Genomic DNA, 15608 nt, shown 5'->3' with positions numbered 1-15608 from the left:
TCGATGGAGGTCCGCAGACTGTCAGTGGCGTCAACGCGCGGGGTCCTCGGAGGATTCCCGCCCAGCCGCCGACCTGTCGATGGTCGCACGGTGCGCCGGGCCAGTCACGCGAGTATTCCCCGCCCTGGCGGGCCCGGGCGCCGCGCGAGCGTCCGCCTTCCAGTCCGGGTGCCCCGGCATGGGCGGGGTCTTCGCCCCGTACAGCCAGCCCTCGAAGAAGGCCGAGAGGTCACGCCCGGCGATGTCCGAGGCCAGCTCGGTGAAGTCCTCCGTGGCCGCCACGGCGTCCCGGTGCGTGCCGGTCCATTCCCGCTGAAGCCGCTCGAAGGCCTCCCGCCCCATCTCCTCCCGGAGTGCGTACAGCACCAGCGCGCTGCCGTCGTAGACCACCGGGCGGAAGATGCCCAGTTTCCGCCCGGGCTCCGGCGGCTTCGGCGCGGCCGGCGGTCCCCCGGCTTCCCGCCAGACGTCGGAGTAGCGGTAGGCCGCGCGCATCCGCTGCCCGGCGGTGAGTTCGCCGTGCTCCTCGGCGTAGAGCATCTCGTACCAGGTGGCGTGCCCCTCGCTGAGCCACAGATCGCTCCAGTCGCGCGGGCTGACGCTGTTGCCGAACCACTGGTGGGCCAGCTCGTGCACCATGACGGAGTCGACGTACCACTCGGGGAGCCGCGACCCGGTGAAGAGTCCCCGTTCGAACAGGGACAGGGTCTGCGTCTCGAGCTCGAAGCCCGTCGTGGTGTCCGCGACCAGCAGACCGTACGTCTCGAAGGGGTAGCGTCCGACGCGCTCCTCCATCCACGCGATCTGCGCGGGCGTCTTGCGCAGCCACGGCTCCAGCGCGGTGGCGTCCTTCTCGGGCACGACGTCGCGCACCGGCAGCCCGTGCGGCCCCGGCCGGCGCAGGACCGCGGAGCGTCCTACGGAGACCTGCGCGAGCTCGGTCGCCATGGGGTGTGCGCCGCGGTACGTCCAGGTGGTGCCGGGGCCCCGGTCCTCGCGATCGGCGGGCAGGCCGTTGGCGACGGCGGTCAGCCCGTCTGGGGCGGTGACGCGGAAGGTGAACCAGGCCTTGTCGGAGGGATGGTCGTTGCAGGGGAAGACGCGGTGCGCGGCGTCCGCCTGGTTGGCCATCGCGAGCCCGTCACGGGTGCGGACCCAGCCGCTGTCCGGCGCGGCCGGGTCGCTGGTGTGCCGTACGGTCACCTCCATCAGGCCGCCGTAGGGGACGAAGCCGGCCGGGGTGACAACGAGGTCCTCTCCCACGGCCGTGAATCCGGCCTTCACTCCATTGACTTCGACCTCACCGACCTTTCCCCGCGCGAAGTCCAGGTTGAACCGGTCGAGCGTGTCGGTCGCCCTGGCCCGGATGGTCGTCACGGCGTCCAGCGGCCGGCGGTTGTCACCGTGGTAGGTCAGGGCAAGGTCGTACGAGATGACGTCGTATCCGGGGTTTCCCAGGTGCGGGTAGAGCGGATCGCCGATGCCGCGCGCCTGTGGGACCGGCAGGGTGGCGGCGATCAGGGTGAGCGGGGCGGCGGCCAGGAGGGCGGCTCGGGCACGTCGGTGTCGGGACGGGTGCGGCATGCCCCACAGCTACCAGCGGTCGGTCCGGGGGCGGGGGCGGCGCGCTCCTTTCCCACCCGAACGAGGCCGGGCAGGACACGGGGCCGGGCCGGACACGGGGCCTGCCTGGGCGAGACGGATCCCGGCGGGACAGGCCCGGGCGAGACGGCCGGGCGAGACGGTCCCCCGCCCTCTACCCCGCGGTCGCCGTCCGGTGCTGGGCGCGGCCCACGTCGTAGACGCCCGGCACGTCACGCATCGCCCGCATGAGGGCGGGCAGTCGCGCGGCGTCGGGGAGCTGGAGCGTGTAGGTGTGCCGCACACGCTGTTCGTTGGGCGGCTCGACGGTGGCGGAGACGATGGCCGCCCCCTGCAGGGCGATGGCCTCCGTGAGGTCGGCCAGCAGGTGGGGCCGTCCGAAGGACTCGGCGACGAGCGTCACCCGGCAGTCCGCCTCGCCGTCCTCGTCCCACCCCACGCCGACCGCACGGCGGCCCGAACGCTCCATCCGGGCCACGGCGGGGCACTGCGCGCGGTGGACGGCCACGACTCCGCCCCGTACGAGGAAGCCGGTGACCGGGTCGGGCGGCACCGGCGTACAGCAGCCGGCAAGCCGGACGGAAGCACCGGGCAGCTCGGGCACAACGGCGCCCGCGTCGGCCGTGGCGGAGGCCGCCGGGCGTGCCCCGGCGGCCTCGGTGCCCCGTTCCGCACCCGGCGCACCGGCCCCGGAGGCGGGACCGGGGCCGGGCTCCGCGCCGCCGGCGGTCGTTCCGGCGGTCGTTCCGGCGGTGTGCGCCGTCTCCGCACGTGCCTCGGGATGTGCCTCGATCCAGCGGGTGATCGCCAGGCGCGCCGCGGCCGTACGGGCATGGCCGAGCCACTCGGGCGCGGGGCCGGCGGCCGGGTCCTGGGTGAGCAGGAGCTGGAGGCTGTCGCCGTCGCGCAGCACTGTGCTCAGGGCCGCGAGGCGGCCGTTGACGCGGGCGCCGATACAGGCGTGGGCGGCCTCGCCGTGGACGGCGTAGGCGGCATCGACGCATGTCGCACCGGCCGGCAGGCCCAGCGGGTCGCCGTCGACGCGGAAGACGGTGATCTCCGCGTCCTGGGCCAGGTCGGCACGCAGCGAGCTCCAGAAGGCGTCCGGGTCGGGGGTCGCCTGCTGCCAGGCGAGCAGCCGGGAGAGCCAGCCCGGGCGGGTCGGGTCGGCGCGCTCGCCGTCGGTGGGGGCCTCGGAGCCGTCGGTCGGGACGTAGGGGTTGCCGAGGGCGACCACGCCGGCCTCGGCGACCTTGTGCATCTGGTGGGTGCGGATGAGCACTTCGACGACTTCGCCGCCCGGTGCGGCGACCGCGGTGTGCAGCGACTGGTACAGGTTGTACTTCGGGGCCGCGATGAAGTCCTTGAACTCCGAGACGACCGGGGTGAAGCAGGTGTGCAGTTCGCCAAGGACCCCGTAGCAGTCCGCGTCCTCAGTGACGAGCACGAGCAGCCGGCCGAAGTCCGCGCCGCGCAGCTCGCCGCCGCGTTTCAGTTTCACCCGGTGCAGGGAGACGAAATGCCGTGGGCGGATGACCACTTCGGCGGCGATCCCGGATTCGCGCAGGACGGCGCGGAAGGCTCCGGCCGAGCTCTCCAGGGGGTCGGGACCCGGCCGCCGGGCGTTGGCGGCGACCAGCGAACGCGTCTCCTCGTACGCCTCCGGGTTGAGGATCGCGAAGACCAGGTCCTCCAGCTCGGTCTTGAGAGTCTGCACGCCGAGCCGTTCGGCGAGCGGGATGAGCACGTCTCCCGTCACCCGGGCGATGCGCGCCTGCTTCTCCGGGCGCATGACGCCGAGGGTGCGCATGTTGTGCAGCCGGTCGGCGAGTTTGATCGACATCACGCGTACGTCGTTGCCGGTGGCGACCAGCATCTTGCGGAAGGTCTCCGGCTCCGCCGCCGCTCCGTAGTCGACCTTCTCCAGTTTGGTGACGCCGTCGACGAGATAGCTGACCTCCTCGCCGAACTCGGCACGCACCTGATCGAGGGTCACCTCGGTGTCCTCGACGGTGTCGTGCAGCAGAGAGGCCGTCAGAGTCGTTGTCTCCGCGCCGAGTTCGGCGAGGATGAGGGTCACGGCGAGGGGGTGTGTGATGTATGCCTCACCACTTTTCCGGTACTGACCGCGGTGAGAGGCCTCCGCGAGTTCGTACGCACGGCGCAGTACGGACAGATCGGCGTCCGGATGATGCGCCCGATGCGCGTCGGCGACATGGCCGATGGCGTCCGGCAGCCGGTCCCTGGACGTCGGTCCGAGCAGTGCCGCCCGGCCCAGCCTGCGCAGATCGATCCGCGGTCGGCCGCGCCTGCGGCCGTACGTTCCGGGAGCAACCGGGGCATCGGGAACACCGGGAACACCAGGGTTCGTGGCCTCTGCACTCATGGGCACCTCCGGCAGCATCGACCGGCGGTGGAACGCGCTGGCCTGATGGCGTCCGGGCCGGTGATTGATGCTATCGAGCCCACCACGTGCCGTTGCCCCGCTCTCGCTCAGCGTGAAACGGATCACCCATTCGAGCGAGGGTTCACACGATTGCGGTTTCGAACCCGGGCACACGCGGACGGGAGGCCGCCGGGGACCCCGGACGGACCCGGATGCCGGGGCCGGGCCGGGTCCTGCGCGGCGAGCGGCGCAACTCGCCGGTGATCAGAGCCAGTCGGGATCGATCTGGCCCTCGGCGACGATGACCGCGGGCCCGGTCATCTCGACCGTCCCGTCCGGCAACTCAGTGATAACGAGCGTGCCGCCCGGTACATCCACCGTGTAGGTCACGGGCGCGCCGGTCACCGCCGGGTCCAGGCCGTCCCGGCGGGCGGCGGCCACGGCGACAGCGCAGGCGCCGGTGCCACAGGAACGGGTCTCGCCCGCACCGCGCTCGTGCACCCGCATGGCGACATGACGCGGGGCGACGTCGACGACGAACTCGATGTTCGCGCCGTCCGGGTAGACGGAGGCAGGAGTGAACGGGGGAACGGTGAGCAGGTCACCCGCGTGGTCGAGGTCCTCGACGAAGGCCACGGCGTGCGGGTTGCCCATGCTGACGTTGCGCGCGTGCCAGCTACGGCCGCCGACGGCGACGGTGACGCCCTCCTCGGGGAGCTCGGCGCGCCCCATGGAGACGGTGATGTCACCGTTCTTGGCGATGTGGACCTTGCGCACCCCGGCCCTCGTGGCGACGGCGAGGTCACCCTCCCCGGCGAGACCCGCGCGCTGGAGGTACCGCGCGAAGACGCGCACGCCGTTGCCGCACATCTCCGCGACGGAGCCGTCGCCGTTGCGGTAGTCCATGAACCACTCGGCCTCGCCGGCCATGGCGGCGGCCTCGGGATGGGCCGCGGAGCGCACCACGTGCAGCACGCCGTCGCCGCCGATGCCGGCGCGCCGGTCGCAGAGCCGCGCCACGAGGCGGGGGGACAGGGCGACGGTGTTGTCGGGGTCGGGGACGATCACGAAGTCGTTCTCGGTCCCGTGCCCCTTGAGGAAGGCGATGCGCGCGGTGCTCATCCCCCGATCGTACGGGGTCCACGGCTCGCGGAGCGCTCGCACCCGGGGGCGGGCCGGACCGGCGATCCGGCTCAGCGGAGCCTGGCCACCCGCCACACGGCGAGCGCGACCACGGCCGCGAGCACCGCGGTGTAGACGAGGACGACCCTCCAGTCCGTCCGCCGCCCGGAGCCGCGCTCCGGCAGTCCCGGCCAGGTGTACCCGACCCGGCGGGCGGCCATCATGCCCCAGCCCGCCGCACAGCAGCTGATCAGCAGCCCCAGCATGGCGACCACGGCTCCGCCGTCGCCGAACTCGAAGGCCAGCGGGAAGGCGAACATCAGGGAGCCGACGGCCGCGAGGCCGACGATCGGGGCGAGCTGCCAGATCCGCAGTTTCCGCTGCGGTCGGAGTTCCCTGAACGAGGCCGCGCCGTCGATGGCGTCGAGGTCGTCGCCGGCCTCCAGGCGGCCGGAATCCAAGCCCCTGGAGTCCAGGCCACCGGAGTCCAGGCCACCGGAGTCCAGGCCTCCCGGGGCCGGGCCGCCCGGATCCGGCGGGTCGCCCGCTCCGAGGCCCCCCAGCTCTTCGAGCCCGTCCGTGTCCGCGGCTCCGCCGGAGGGTGTGCGGGAGGAACCTCCGGCCCCCGGCCGTGCCAGGCCGTCCCGGGACAGCTCCGCCGCGGCGGCGCGCTCGCGGTCGTCCCGAACCGGGTCCTGCTGTGCTCTGTCACGAGGGCCGGCCTCCATCGCCACGCGCCCTCCCAACTGATGACTGTGGTACTCGATCGAAGCTCGATGATGGCACGCCCGGGACCGCCCCGAGCACGGGCGGGGCGTCCCGATGCCATCACGTGATCAGGCTGTAATAGCCCGTTCGACCAACGCCTGAGCACGGGCAAGGAGTTCCGCCCGGTCGCCCGCGGCCCCGCTGAGCCAGCGCACCCGCGGGTCGCGCCTGAACCACGAGTCCTGGCGGCGCGCGAAGCGCTTCGTGGCGCGTACGGTCTCGGCACGCGCCTCGCCCTCTGTGCACGCCCCGGCGAGCGCCGCGAGCACCTGCTGGTAGCCGAGCGCGCGGGCCGCCGTGCGCCCCTCGCGCAGGCCCTGTGCCTCCAGTGCGCGCACTTCGTCGACCAGACCCGCCTCCCACATGCGGTCCACCCGGCGGGCGATGCGCTGGTCCAGTTCGGGGCGGGCGACGTCGACGCCGATCTGCACGGTGTCGTACACCGAGTCGTGGCCGGGGAGGTTGGCCGTGAAGGGCTGACCGGTGATCTCGATGACCTCCAGGGCCCGGACGATCCGGCGGCCGTTGCTCGGCAGGATGGCGCGGGCGGCCTCGGGGTCGGCGACGGCGAGCCGGGCGTGCAGCGCCCCCGGGCCACGCAGTACCAGCTCCTCCTCCAGCCGCTCCCTCACGACGGGGTCGGTGCCGGGGAACTCCAGGTTGTCGATGGCTCCCCGGACATACAGGCCCGAGCCGCCGACGAGGACCGGGACGGAGCCCTCGGCGAGCAGCCGGTCGATCTCGGCTCGGGCGAGCTTCTGGTACTCGGCGACGCTGGCGGTCTCGGTCACGTCCCAGATGTCGAGGAGATGGTGCGGGATGCCGCCGCGTTCCTCCGGCGTCAGTTTGGCGGTACCGATGTCCATCCCCCGGTACAGCTGCATCGAGTCGGCGTTGACGACCTCGCCGCCGAACGTACGGGCGAGGGAGACACCCAGATCGGACTTTCCGGCCGCCGTGGGGCCGACGACGGCGATGACCAGGGGAGTGGGGGATGCGGTTGTCACGGTCCCAGTCTCGCAAACCCCGTACGCCTCCTCGAACGAGCTACGTGACGGCGCGGGGCCGGGGTCGTTGCCAGTTGCGAGGTTCCGGCGGCCCATTCGGGGCGGGGGCGCTCGGGCGGCGCAATGGGGCGCTCCCGGCGGCGCGGAATTTCGCCCTCACGAGTACCATACGGAGCAGATATGGGTTTTCTGTCACGAATTCTCCGCAGGAAGTCGGGCGGCCCGACGGTGTCGACGGAAACGGGGAGTCCGGTGGCGGCCGCGGCCGAGGGGAAGACGGGGCCACCGGCTGCCCCCGCGGAGCCGGCGTCCCGGGCCGCGACGCACGCCGCTTCCGGAACTTCCGACGCGGTGCGGCTCGTTGACCTCCCGGAGGCAGGCGAGACGGCTGCGGAGGGCGTAGAGATCCCCAAGCAGCAGTCCGCCGAGGACGCTGCCGACAGTGAGACCGGCGAGGGCGCCCGCAAGTAGCGCTCCACGAAGGAAGGTGGCCCATGGGCCTGCTGGACAACATCAAGGCCAAAGCCGGGCAACTCAAGGGCAAGGCCGGCGATCTCGCGCAGCACCACGAGGGCAGGATCGAGCACGGTCTGGACAAGGCCGCCAAGGCGGTCGACAGCAAGACCAAGGGCAAGTACAGCGGGAAGATCCACTCGGGCACGGACAAGGCGAAGGGTGCCCTGGACCGGCTCGCGCACAAGGACGAGGGGAAGCAGTCGCCGCCCCCGGCCGGGCCTCAGGCTCCCTGACCAGCGGCAGATCAGCGGGTCAACCAGCGGCATCCCGCGGTATCGACGGCCGCGAAGCTCCGGCTTCGCGGCCTCGCCGTCGCCGCCCCGCCTGGGCGGGTCTCCCGACTTCGGCCGGGTGGACGAACGGGCGGACGGGCGGACGCGAAGGCCGGCTGTCCCAGGTGCCCGCGGGTCAGGACCAGGCGGCGACGAAGTAGCCCACGCCGTACGGCGCTTCCTCACAGAGCAGTTCCCCTGCCAGGCCGGCGCCCTCGGCCGCCCCCGCCAAGACCTGCCACGGCGCCCGGCCGGAGACCCTGAGTTCCCGGGCGAGCCCGGCGTCCAGCGACTCGAGGGCCCCGGTGTCGGCGGCCCCGAGGGCGCGGGCCACCACGGCGTCGAACCGCGCCGCCCGTTCGTCGAGATAGCCGGGCGCCTTGACCGTGCGGCAGGCGCTGCCGTCCCCCATCACCAGCAGGGCGAGCCGGTCGTCCTGCGCCGCGAGCTCCCGCCCCAGGGCCGCGCAGTGGTCCGCGGCGGAGGCATCGTCCACGCCCAGGCCCTCGACGGGCGCCGCCGACCAGTGCGTACGGGCCAGCAACCAGGCCGCCACGGCCAGCGGCGGCGAGAGCTCCCGGCCGGGTCCTGGCTCCCCCGCGCCCAGGCGCACATCGATGTCCACGCCGAAGCCGCGGAAGGATCCCGGCGTCCCCGCCGGGTACCTGCCGTCCCCGAGACCGACGACGACCAGCCGGTCGGGTCGCGCGGCGGCCAGCACCGACACGGCGCCCTCGCACGCGTGCCGCACCGCGTCCAGTTCGGGGGCGGCGCCCTGGGCGACCTCGGGCACGAGAAGGGGCGGGCAGGGGCACACGGCGGCGGCTACGAGCATGATCGGCACCCTAGCAACGCGCCGCCCGCCCGCCGTCGCGCACGGCCGCCGCCGCGCACGTGATGTCCGTCGGCGGCCCCGCGGCCCGGTGGGGCACCGCCGCCGGTCCCCGGGGGACGGGCACTCGGGGACGCCAGACCGCGCGACGGATCGGTGTCAGTCGCAGCCGCAGCCCGCCGCGGGTTCCGGCCGCGGGGCCGGGGCCCCGAACGTGGGCAGGCCGAGCAGCACCCCGGCCGGCTTCTCCTGCTGGGACGGGGCGGCGTTGCGCCTGGCCCAGGCGTCACCGGCACGGGTGGCCCGGACCTTGGTCGTGGGTCCCTCCGCGAGCAGGTGGTGCGGGGCGGCGTAGGTGATCCCGACCGTGACGACGTCGCCGGGGCGGACCTCATGGTCCGGCTTGGTGAAGTGGACCAGGCGGTTGTCGGGGGCCCGGCCGGAAAGACGGTGGGTGGCTCCGTCCTTGCGGCCCTCGCCCTCGGCGACCATGACCTCGAGGACCCGGCCGACCTGCTTCTTGTTCTCCTCCCAGGAGATCTCCTCCTGAAGGGCGACCAGACGCTCGTACCGCGCCTGCACCACTTCCTTGGGGATCTGGTTCTCCATCTCGGCGGCGGGCGTCCCGGGCCGCTTGGAGTACTGGAAGGTGAAGGCCTGGGCGAACCGGGCCTCGCGCACGACGTGCAGGGTCTGCTCGAAGTCCTCCTCGGTCTCGCCGGGGAAGCCCACGATGATGTCGGTGGAGACGGCGGCGTCCGGGATGGCCTCGCGGACCTTCCTGATGATGCCCAGGTACCGCTCCTGACGGTAGGAGCGGCGCATGGCCCTCAGCACCGTGTCCGAGCCGGACTGCAGCGGCATGTGCAGCTGCGGCATCACGTTCGGGGTCTCGGCCATGGCGGCGATCACGTCGTCGGTGAAGTCGCGGGGATGCGGGGAGGTGAACCGGACCCGCTCCAGGCCCTCGATGCCGCCGCAGGCGCGCAGCAGCTTGCTGAAGGCCTCACGGTCGCCGATGTCACTGCCGTAGGCGTTGACGTTCTGCCCGAGCAGGGTGATCTCGGAGACGCCCTCGCCGACGAGCGCCTCGATCTCGGCGAGGATGTCGCCGGTCCTGCGGTCCCTCTCCTTGCCCCGCAACGCGGGGACGATGCAGAAGGTGCAGGTGTTGTTGCAGCCGACGGAGATGGAGACCCAGGCGGCGTACGCCGATTCGCGGCGGGTGGGCAGCGTCGAGGGGAACGCCTCCAGCGACTCGGCGATCTCGACCTGCGCCTCCTCCTGGACGCGGGCGCGCTCCAGCAGCACGGGCAGCTTGCCGATGTTGTGCGTGCCGAAGACGACGTCGACCCAGGGCGCCTTCCTGACGATGGTGTCGCGGTCCTTCTGCGCCAGGCAGCCGCCCACGGCGATCTGCATGCCGGGCCGTTTCGCCTTCATGGGGGCGAGCCGGCCGAGGTTGCCGTACAGCCGGTTGTCGGCGTTCTCCCGCACCGCGCAGGTGTTGAAGACGACGACGTCGGCCTCGCCCTCGCCGGTGCCCTCGGGCGCCCGTACGTAGCCGGCGTCCTCCAGCAGGCCGGACAGCCGCTCGGAGTCGTGGACGTTCATCTGGCACCCGTAGGTGCGCACCTCGTAAGTCTTCGCGCTCATCTCACGGACCAGAGTACGGGGTACCTCCGGCACCCTGCCCCTGACTTCCGCGTACCTCCTCTGGCAGGATCGCGGGTGTGGTGACGGCGATTCCCAGGAGCAGGCGGGCACGGCTCGCCGTGGGCGCGGCGCTGGTGGCGCTTGCGCTGCTGCTGTGGTGGGCCCTGCGCGGCGAGGGCCGGCCCTCGCCCGGGGGCGAGGTGACCTTCGCGACGGGCGTCAGGGGCGGGGTCTACGAGCTGTACGGCAAGAAGCTCCAGCAGCGCATGGCCGACGAGCTGCCCGATGTGGAGGTGCGGCTGGTCAACAGCCACGGCTCGCCGGACAACATCGAGCGGCTGGTCTCCGGCAGGGCCGACTTCGCCGTGGCGGCCGCGGACGCCGTCGCCGCCTACGTGACGGAGCACCCCGAGGCCGGCTCCCGGCTGCGCGCCTGTGCCCGGCTGTACGACGACTACATGCAGCTGGTCGTGCGCGCGGGCTCCGGCATCCGCGAGCCCGCGGACCTGCGTGGGAAGCGGGTGGCACTGGGCCAGGCGAACTCCGGGGTGAAGCTGATCGCGGACCGGCTGCTGAAGGCCGCCGACATCGATCCCCGCAAGGACATCGAGCCGCACCTCATAGGGATCGACACGATGCCGAAGAAGCTGGCCGACGGGGAGATCGACGCGTTCTTCTGGTCGGGCGGACTGCCCACCGACAAGGTCAGCAAGCTCTCGGAGGAGATCCCGATCCGGCTGGTTCCCCTGGGCGACCTTGTCTCCGGGCTGCAGAGCCAGCGCGACACCGCCGACTACCGCTCCGCCGTGATCCCCGCGGACGCCTACAGGAACGTCGCGGAAGCGGCCGAGGTCTCGTCCGTCGCGGTGCCCAACCTGCTGCTGACGACGGACCGCACGGACGAGAACCTCACCGAGGGGGTGACCCGGACGGTGATAGAGAACCGCGACTCGATCGGCCGCGAGGTGCACGCGGCCCAGCTGGTGGATCTGCGCACGGCGATCTACACGGATCCGCTGGAGCTGCACAAGGGGGCGGAGCGGTACTACCGCTCGGTCAAGCCCTGAGGAGCCCTGACGAGCCCTCACGGCCGCTCCCCGTGCCCGCGGGACTGTCCGGCCTCCTGTCCCCGGGGCTCGTGCCCGTGCCCGCGGGGTCTGCCCGGCGCGCCCGCCGGGTCGGCACGGCGCACCGGGCCTGCCGGGCGGCCGTCAGGTCCCGGGGCCGGTCCGCGGCACGGTGACGGTCACCCTCAGCCCGTGCGGCTCGTGCGCGGCGTACGAGATCGAGCCCCCGCCCGCGGCCAGCAGCGCGCGGGAGATGGACAGGCCCAGTCCCGAGCCCCTTACGTTCTGGTGCCGGCTGCTGCGCCAGAAGCGGTCACCGATGCGTTCGAGTTCCTCCGCACTCAGGCCGGGGCCGAGGTCCGTGACGGTGATGGTCGAGGTGTCGCCGTCGGCGGCGACGCGGACCTCGACGGACTCTCCGGGGGCCGTGAACTTCACGGCGTTGTCGATGACGGCGTCCAGGGCGCTGGAGAGGGCCACCGGGTCCGCCCAGGCCGTCGTGGCCGCGGCGCCCGAGGCGGTGAGCCGGACCCCCTTGTCCTGCGCGACGGGACTCCAGGCGGCGATGCGTTCCGCGGTGAGGGCCCCGATGTCGGTGACTTTGAGGTCGGCGGGGGCGTGCTCGGCGAGCGCGAGGTCGAGCAGGTCGTCGAGCACCTGGGCCAGGCGCTTGCCCTCGGTGCGCACGGAGGCGATCTCCTCGTTGCCCTCGGGGAGTTCCAGGGCGAGCAGCTCGATGCGCAGCAGCAGCGCGGCCAGCGGATTGCGCAGCTGGTGGGAGGCGTCCGCGACGAACGCCCGCTGCTGTTCGAGCACTTCCTCGACGTTGTCGGCCATCTCGTTGAACGAGCGGGCGAGCCGCCTGAGTTCCGGCGGACCGCCGGAGGCCGCGACCCTGGAGTTCATCCGGCCGGTCGCGATGTCGTGGGTTGCGGCGTCCAGGATGCGAACCGGGCGCAGCACCCAGCCGGTGAGCCGGAACGCCAGCCCCACGGCCAGCAGCATCGCGGCGGCCTCCCCGGCGCCGATGAGCAGCCAGCCGCGCAGGATGCGGGAACGCAGTTGCCCGGTGGGCGAGTCGGTGAGGACGACGGCTATGACGTCACCGTCCCTGACGACCGGGGAGGCGACGACGAGCCGTCCGTTGCGCTGCCAGGGCCAGACCTGCTCGGGGTCGTGGCTGCGGCGGCTGGCCAGCGCCTCCCGGAAGGCTTCGTCGGCGTCGCCGCTGCCGGGCACCGTCCAGTCCTCCGGTGCCGCGGCCAGGGCCTCGCGATTGCGGTAGAAGACGCCCGCCTTGATGCCGTACACCGCGTGGTAGCGCTTCAGGTCCTCCGAGAGCGGGCCGCGCCGGTCGTCGTCGCGCCCGGTGGTGCCGGAGGGGGCGGACCCGGAGGCCGGTGTCTCGGTGAGGGCGAGGGCCGCGAAGCGCGCGGTGTCGTCGATCCGGTCGACGACGACCTCCTGCTGTTCGGCGGCCGCGAAGCTCACGGCGAGCGGGAAGCCGAGCGCCAGGAGAACGCCCGCCATGAGGACGATCAGCAGGGGGAGCAGGCGGGTGCGCACCTCAGGGAGGGTACTTCAGGAGGGGAGCGCGGTTCAGCCGGGCGGGGCGACGAGCCGGTAGCCGACGCCGCGGACGGTCTCGATCAGGTCGGGCATGCGCAGCTTGGAGCGCAGCGAGGCGACATGCACCTCCAGGGTGCGCCCGGTGCCCTCCCAGCTGGTGCGCCACACCTCGCTGATGATCTGTTCCCGGCGGAAGACCACACCGGGGCGCTGGGCGAGCAGCGCCAGCAGGTCGAACTCCTTGCGGGTCAGCTGGACCGCGGTGCCGTCGACCAGCACCCGCCGGGTGGGCAGTTCGACGCTGACCGCGCCGAACCGCAGCTCGCTCTCGGCGGCCTGGCCGGCCTCCTCGCCGCTCACGGTGCGCCGGGCGACGGCGTGGATGCGGGCGAGCAGTTCGCCGGTGTCATAGGGCTTGACCACGTAGTCGTCGGCGCCGAGGTTGAGACCGTGGATGCGCGAGCGCACGTCGGAGCGGGCGGTCACCATGATCACGGGGGTGCTGGTGCGCTTGCGGATCTTTCCGCAGACCTCGTAGCCGTCCTGGTCGGGCAGGCCGAGGTCGAGGAGCACCACCCCGAAGGGCGCGCGGTCGGTGGGCAGCAGGGCCTGCAGCGCCTCCTCGCCGCTGCGGGCGTGGGTGACGTCGAAGCCGTGTCTTGCAAGCACGGCGGACAGGGCCGCGGCGACATGGTTGTCGTCCTCGACGAGCAGAAGTCTCATGGGCCTCCCTCCGGTCTCGCTCGTGGCGGCGTAAGTCGTGTGTGCGTGTGCGGGTGTCGTGCGGGTGTACCAGGGAATCCACCCGGATGTCCGGCCGCACAGTCAAGACGTTCTCTGTTTCCGCGAGGTTTCCGTTATCGACACGGTACGCCGGGGCCGGTCCTGTTCACGCAGAGTGTCGGGATGCAGCCAGATCGTTATGCTCAATTTCCGCTCAGATGTAATGACGCTGGTCGCGGACGGTCATTAAGGTCCGTCCCAACCGAGGAGGACGGAGCAATAAGCCGATGAGCGGAGTATCAGTGACGAAGGATGCCGTGCCGGCCCCCGCAGCCGCCGACGCCCTGGTCGTGCTGAACAACGTCAACAAGCACTTCGGCGCGCTGCATGTGCTCCAGGACATCGACCTGACCATCGCCCGCGGCGAGGTCGTCGTCGTGATCGGGCCCTCGGGGTCCGGAAAGTCCACGCTGTGCCGCACCATCAACCGGCTGGAGGGCGTCGACTCCGGCGAGATCACGATCGACGGCAAGCCGCTGCCCGCGGAGGGGCGTGAGCTGGCCAGGCTGCGCGCGGACGTCGGCATGGTCTTCCAGTCCTTCAACCTCTTCGCGCACAAGACCGTCCTGGAGAACGTCGTACTGGGACAGGTCAAGGTCCGCAAGAAGGACAAGAAGGCGGCCGAGGAGCAGGCCCGCAACCTGCTCGACCGGGTGGGTGTCGCCACGCAGGCCGACAAGTACCCGGCCCAGCTCTCCGGCGGCCAGCAGCAGCGGGTGGCAATCGCCAGGGCACTGGCCATGGACCCGAAGGTCATGCTGTTCGACGAGCCGACCTCGGCACTCGACCCGGAGATGATCAATGAGGTGCTGGAGGTCATGCAGCAGCTCGCCCGGGACGGGATGACGATGGTCGTCGTCACGCACGAGATGGGCTTTGCCCGATCGGCCGCGAACCGTGTCGTCTTCATGGCCGACGGGCGGATCGTGGAGGAAGCGACTCCCGACCAGTTCTTCAGCAACCCCCGCAGCGACCGCGCCAAGGACTTCCTGTCGAAGATCCTTCACCACTGAGCCGGGTCCGTGCGCGTCCCCCCGTGGACGTGCGCGTACCGAGCCCGTTCAGCAGACACGCTCATTACGTCAACCCTAGGGAAGTTCATCATGATGCTTCGCAAGGTCACCGCCGCGGCCGCCGCAGCGCTCGTCCTCTCGCTGACCGCCACCGCCTGCGGATCCGACGACGGCGACAGCGGCTCCGGTTCCGGCGGTGGTGGCGACAAGATCAAGATCGGCATCAAGTTCGACCAGCCGGGCATCGGCCTGAAGGAGCCGGACGGCACGTACTCGGGCTTCGACGTCGACGTGGCGACCTACGTGGCCGAGGAACTCGGCTACGACGCCAAGGACATCGAGTGGGTCGAGACCCCGAGCGCCGACCGCGAGACCGCCCTGTCGCGCGGTGACGTCAAGATCATCGCCGCCTCGTACTCGATCACGGACGAGCGCAAGCAGAAGGTCGACTTCGCCGGCCCGTACCTGCTCGCGCACCAGGACCTGCTGATCCGCGCCGACGAGAGCATCGCCAAGGGCGAGGACCTCAACGGCAAGAAGCTGTGCTCCGTGACGGGTTCGACCTCGGCGCAGAACGTCAAGGACTCCATCGCCCCGAAGGCGCAGCTGCGCGAGTACGGCACGTACTCGGAGTGCATCGCCGGTCTGTCCAGCGGCGCCGTGGACGCGGTGACGACCGACGACTCGATCCTCGCGGGCTTCGCCTCGCAGGACCAGTACAAGGGCAAGTTCAAGCTCGCGGGCCTCAGCCTGAGCAACGAGAACTACGGCATCGGTGTCAAGAAGGGCGACACCGAGACGGTGGACAAGGTGAACGACGCGCTGGAGAAGATGGTCAGCGACGGCGCCTGGGAGAAGGCCGTCAAGGACAACTTCGGCCCGGCCGGCTACGAGAACGAGCCCGCTCCGAAGATCGGCGACATCGTCAAGTGACGCCGGGCCACTCCGGTGCGCCGCCGTCCGCCGTGAGGACGGCGGCGCACCCGGCCCTCCACATACGCGGAAGCCACACACG

General features: G+C 72.0%; 13 protein-coding genes. 4 read left to right on the top strand and 9 right to left on the bottom strand.

Annotated features, from left to right (window positions below; genetic code table 11):
• Nucleotides 1-30 precede the first annotated feature (30 nt).
• The 5 genes from GUY61_RS00145 to miaA form a co-directional block, all read right to left on the bottom strand.
• The gene (locus GUY61_RS00145) at nt 31-1584 is read right to left on the bottom strand and encodes a M1 family metallopeptidase (RefSeq protein WP_166627937.1); all 1554 of its coding nucleotides are present in this window, start codon (nt 1582-1584) and stop codon (nt 31-33) included.
• 172 nt (nt 1585-1756) lie between these two features.
• Nucleotides 1757-3988, bottom strand: coding sequence for a bifunctional (p)ppGpp synthetase/guanosine-3',5'-bis(diphosphate) 3'-pyrophosphohydrolase (locus tag GUY61_RS00140; RefSeq protein ID WP_166627936.1), 2232 nt, complete (start codon nt 3986-3988; stop codon nt 1757-1759).
• A gap of 264 nt (nt 3989-4252) precedes the next feature.
• Complete coding sequence (dapF, locus tag GUY61_RS00135; RefSeq protein ID WP_166627935.1) at nt 4253-5110, bottom strand: diaminopimelate epimerase; 858 nt, start codon at nt 5108-5110, stop codon at nt 4253-4255.
• Between the two features lie 71 nt (nt 5111-5181).
• Nucleotides 5182-5838: a hypothetical protein gene (locus tag GUY61_RS00130; protein WP_166627981.1), complete on the bottom strand. Its 657-nt coding sequence runs from the start codon at nt 5836-5838 to the stop codon at nt 5182-5184.
• Nucleotides 5839-5946: 108 nt separating this feature from the next.
• Nucleotides 5947-6885: a tRNA (adenosine(37)-N6)-dimethylallyltransferase MiaA gene (gene miaA, locus GUY61_RS00125; protein WP_166627934.1), complete on the bottom strand. Its 939-nt coding sequence runs from the start codon at nt 6883-6885 to the stop codon at nt 5947-5949.
• A 494-nt stretch (nt 6886-7379) separates the two neighbouring features.
• Here miaA and GUY61_RS00115 point away from each other — a divergent pair, with 494 nt between their 5' ends.
• A complete protein-coding gene (locus tag GUY61_RS00115; RefSeq protein ID WP_166627932.1) occupies nt 7380-7634 on the top strand; it encodes an antitoxin in 255 nt (84 codons plus the stop codon).
• A gap of 175 nt (nt 7635-7809) precedes the next feature.
• On the opposite strand, the gene GUY61_RS00110 is transcribed toward GUY61_RS00115, so the two are convergent.
• Entirely contained in the window at nt 7810-8508 is a 699-nt protein-coding gene (locus GUY61_RS00110) for a class III extradiol dioxygenase subunit B-like domain-containing protein (RefSeq protein ID WP_166627931.1), read from the bottom strand.
• Nucleotides 8509-8664: 156 nt separating this feature from the next.
• Nucleotides 8665-10161 carry a tRNA (N6-isopentenyl adenosine(37)-C2)-methylthiotransferase MiaB gene (gene miaB, locus GUY61_RS00105; RefSeq protein WP_166627930.1) on the bottom strand — a complete coding sequence of 499 codons (1497 nt, stop codon included), beginning with the start codon at nt 10159-10161 and terminating at the stop codon, nt 8665-8667.
• Nucleotides 10162-10238: 77 nt separating this feature from the next.
• Between miaB and GUY61_RS00100 the strand changes: the two genes are divergently transcribed.
• Entirely contained in the window at nt 10239-11228 is a 990-nt protein-coding gene (locus tag GUY61_RS00100; RefSeq protein WP_166627929.1) for a TAXI family TRAP transporter solute-binding subunit, read from the top strand.
• Nucleotides 11229-11372: 144 nt separating this feature from the next.
• On the opposite strand, the gene GUY61_RS00095 is transcribed toward GUY61_RS00100, so the two are convergent.
• On the bottom strand, nt 11373-12794 hold the full coding sequence (locus tag GUY61_RS00095; protein WP_166627928.1) for a HAMP domain-containing sensor histidine kinase: 1422 nt from the start codon (nt 12792-12794) through the stop codon (nt 11373-11375).
• A gap of 33 nt (nt 12795-12827) precedes the next feature.
• A complete protein-coding gene (locus GUY61_RS00090; protein ID WP_166627927.1) occupies nt 12828-13520 on the bottom strand; it encodes a response regulator transcription factor in 693 nt (230 codons plus the stop codon).
• Between the two features lie 287 nt (nt 13521-13807).
• Between GUY61_RS00090 and GUY61_RS00085 the strand changes: the two genes are divergently transcribed.
• Together GUY61_RS00085 and GUY61_RS00080 are read left to right on the top strand one after the other, a co-directional pair.
• Nucleotides 13808-14593: an amino acid ABC transporter ATP-binding protein gene (locus GUY61_RS00085; RefSeq protein WP_166627926.1), complete on the top strand. Its 786-nt coding sequence runs from the start codon at nt 13808-13810 to the stop codon at nt 14591-14593.
• A 90-nt stretch (nt 14594-14683) separates the two neighbouring features.
• Nucleotides 14684-15526: a glutamate ABC transporter substrate-binding protein gene (locus tag GUY61_RS00080; protein WP_166627925.1), complete on the top strand. Its 843-nt coding sequence runs from the start codon at nt 14684-14686 to the stop codon at nt 15524-15526.
• The last annotated feature ends 82 nt before the right edge of the window (nt 15527-15608 follow it).

Source organism: Streptomyces sp. GC420 (assembly GCF_009916105.1).
Lineage (GTDB): Bacteria > Actinomycetota > Actinomycetes > Streptomycetales > Streptomycetaceae > Streptomyces.
Note: the sequence above shows the minus strand (reverse complement) of the source record. Positions and strands in the feature narration are given on the sequence as shown.

What these genes read in the sequence shown, in the direction of transcription:
- GUY61_RS00085 (WP_166627926.1), top strand. Translation starts at nt 13,808, where the DNA reads ATGAGCGGAGTATCAGTGACGAAGGATGCCGTGCCGGCCCCCGCAGCC.
- GUY61_RS00130 (WP_166627981.1), bottom strand. Translation starts at nt 5,838, where the DNA reads ATGGAGGCCGGCCCTCGTGACAGAGCACAGCAGGACCCGGTTCGGGAC.
- miaB (WP_166627930.1), bottom strand. Translation starts at nt 10,161, where the DNA reads ATGAGCGCGAAGACTTACGAGGTGCGCACCTACGGGTGCCAGATGAAC.
- GUY61_RS00080 (WP_166627925.1), top strand. Translation starts at nt 14,684, where the DNA reads ATGATGCTTCGCAAGGTCACCGCCGCGGCCGCCGCAGCGCTCGTCCTC.
- GUY61_RS00140 (WP_166627936.1), bottom strand. Translation starts at nt 3,988, where the DNA reads ATGAGTGCAGAGGCCACGAACCCTGGTGTTCCCGGTGTTCCCGATGCC.
- GUY61_RS00090 (WP_166627927.1), bottom strand. Translation starts at nt 13,520, where the DNA reads ATGAGACTTCTGCTCGTCGAGGACGACAACCATGTCGCCGCGGCCCTG.
- GUY61_RS00145 (WP_166627937.1), bottom strand. Translation starts at nt 1,584, where the DNA reads ATGCCGCACCCGTCCCGACACCGACGTGCCCGAGCCGCCCTCCTGGCC.
- dapF (WP_166627935.1), bottom strand. Translation starts at nt 5,110, where the DNA reads ATGAGCACCGCGCGCATCGCCTTCCTCAAGGGGCACGGGACCGAGAAC.
- GUY61_RS00115 (WP_166627932.1), top strand. Translation starts at nt 7,380, where the DNA reads ATGGGCCTGCTGGACAACATCAAGGCCAAAGCCGGGCAACTCAAGGGC.
- GUY61_RS00110 (WP_166627931.1), bottom strand. Translation starts at nt 8,508, where the DNA reads ATGCTCGTAGCCGCCGCCGTGTGCCCCTGCCCGCCCCTTCTCGTGCCC.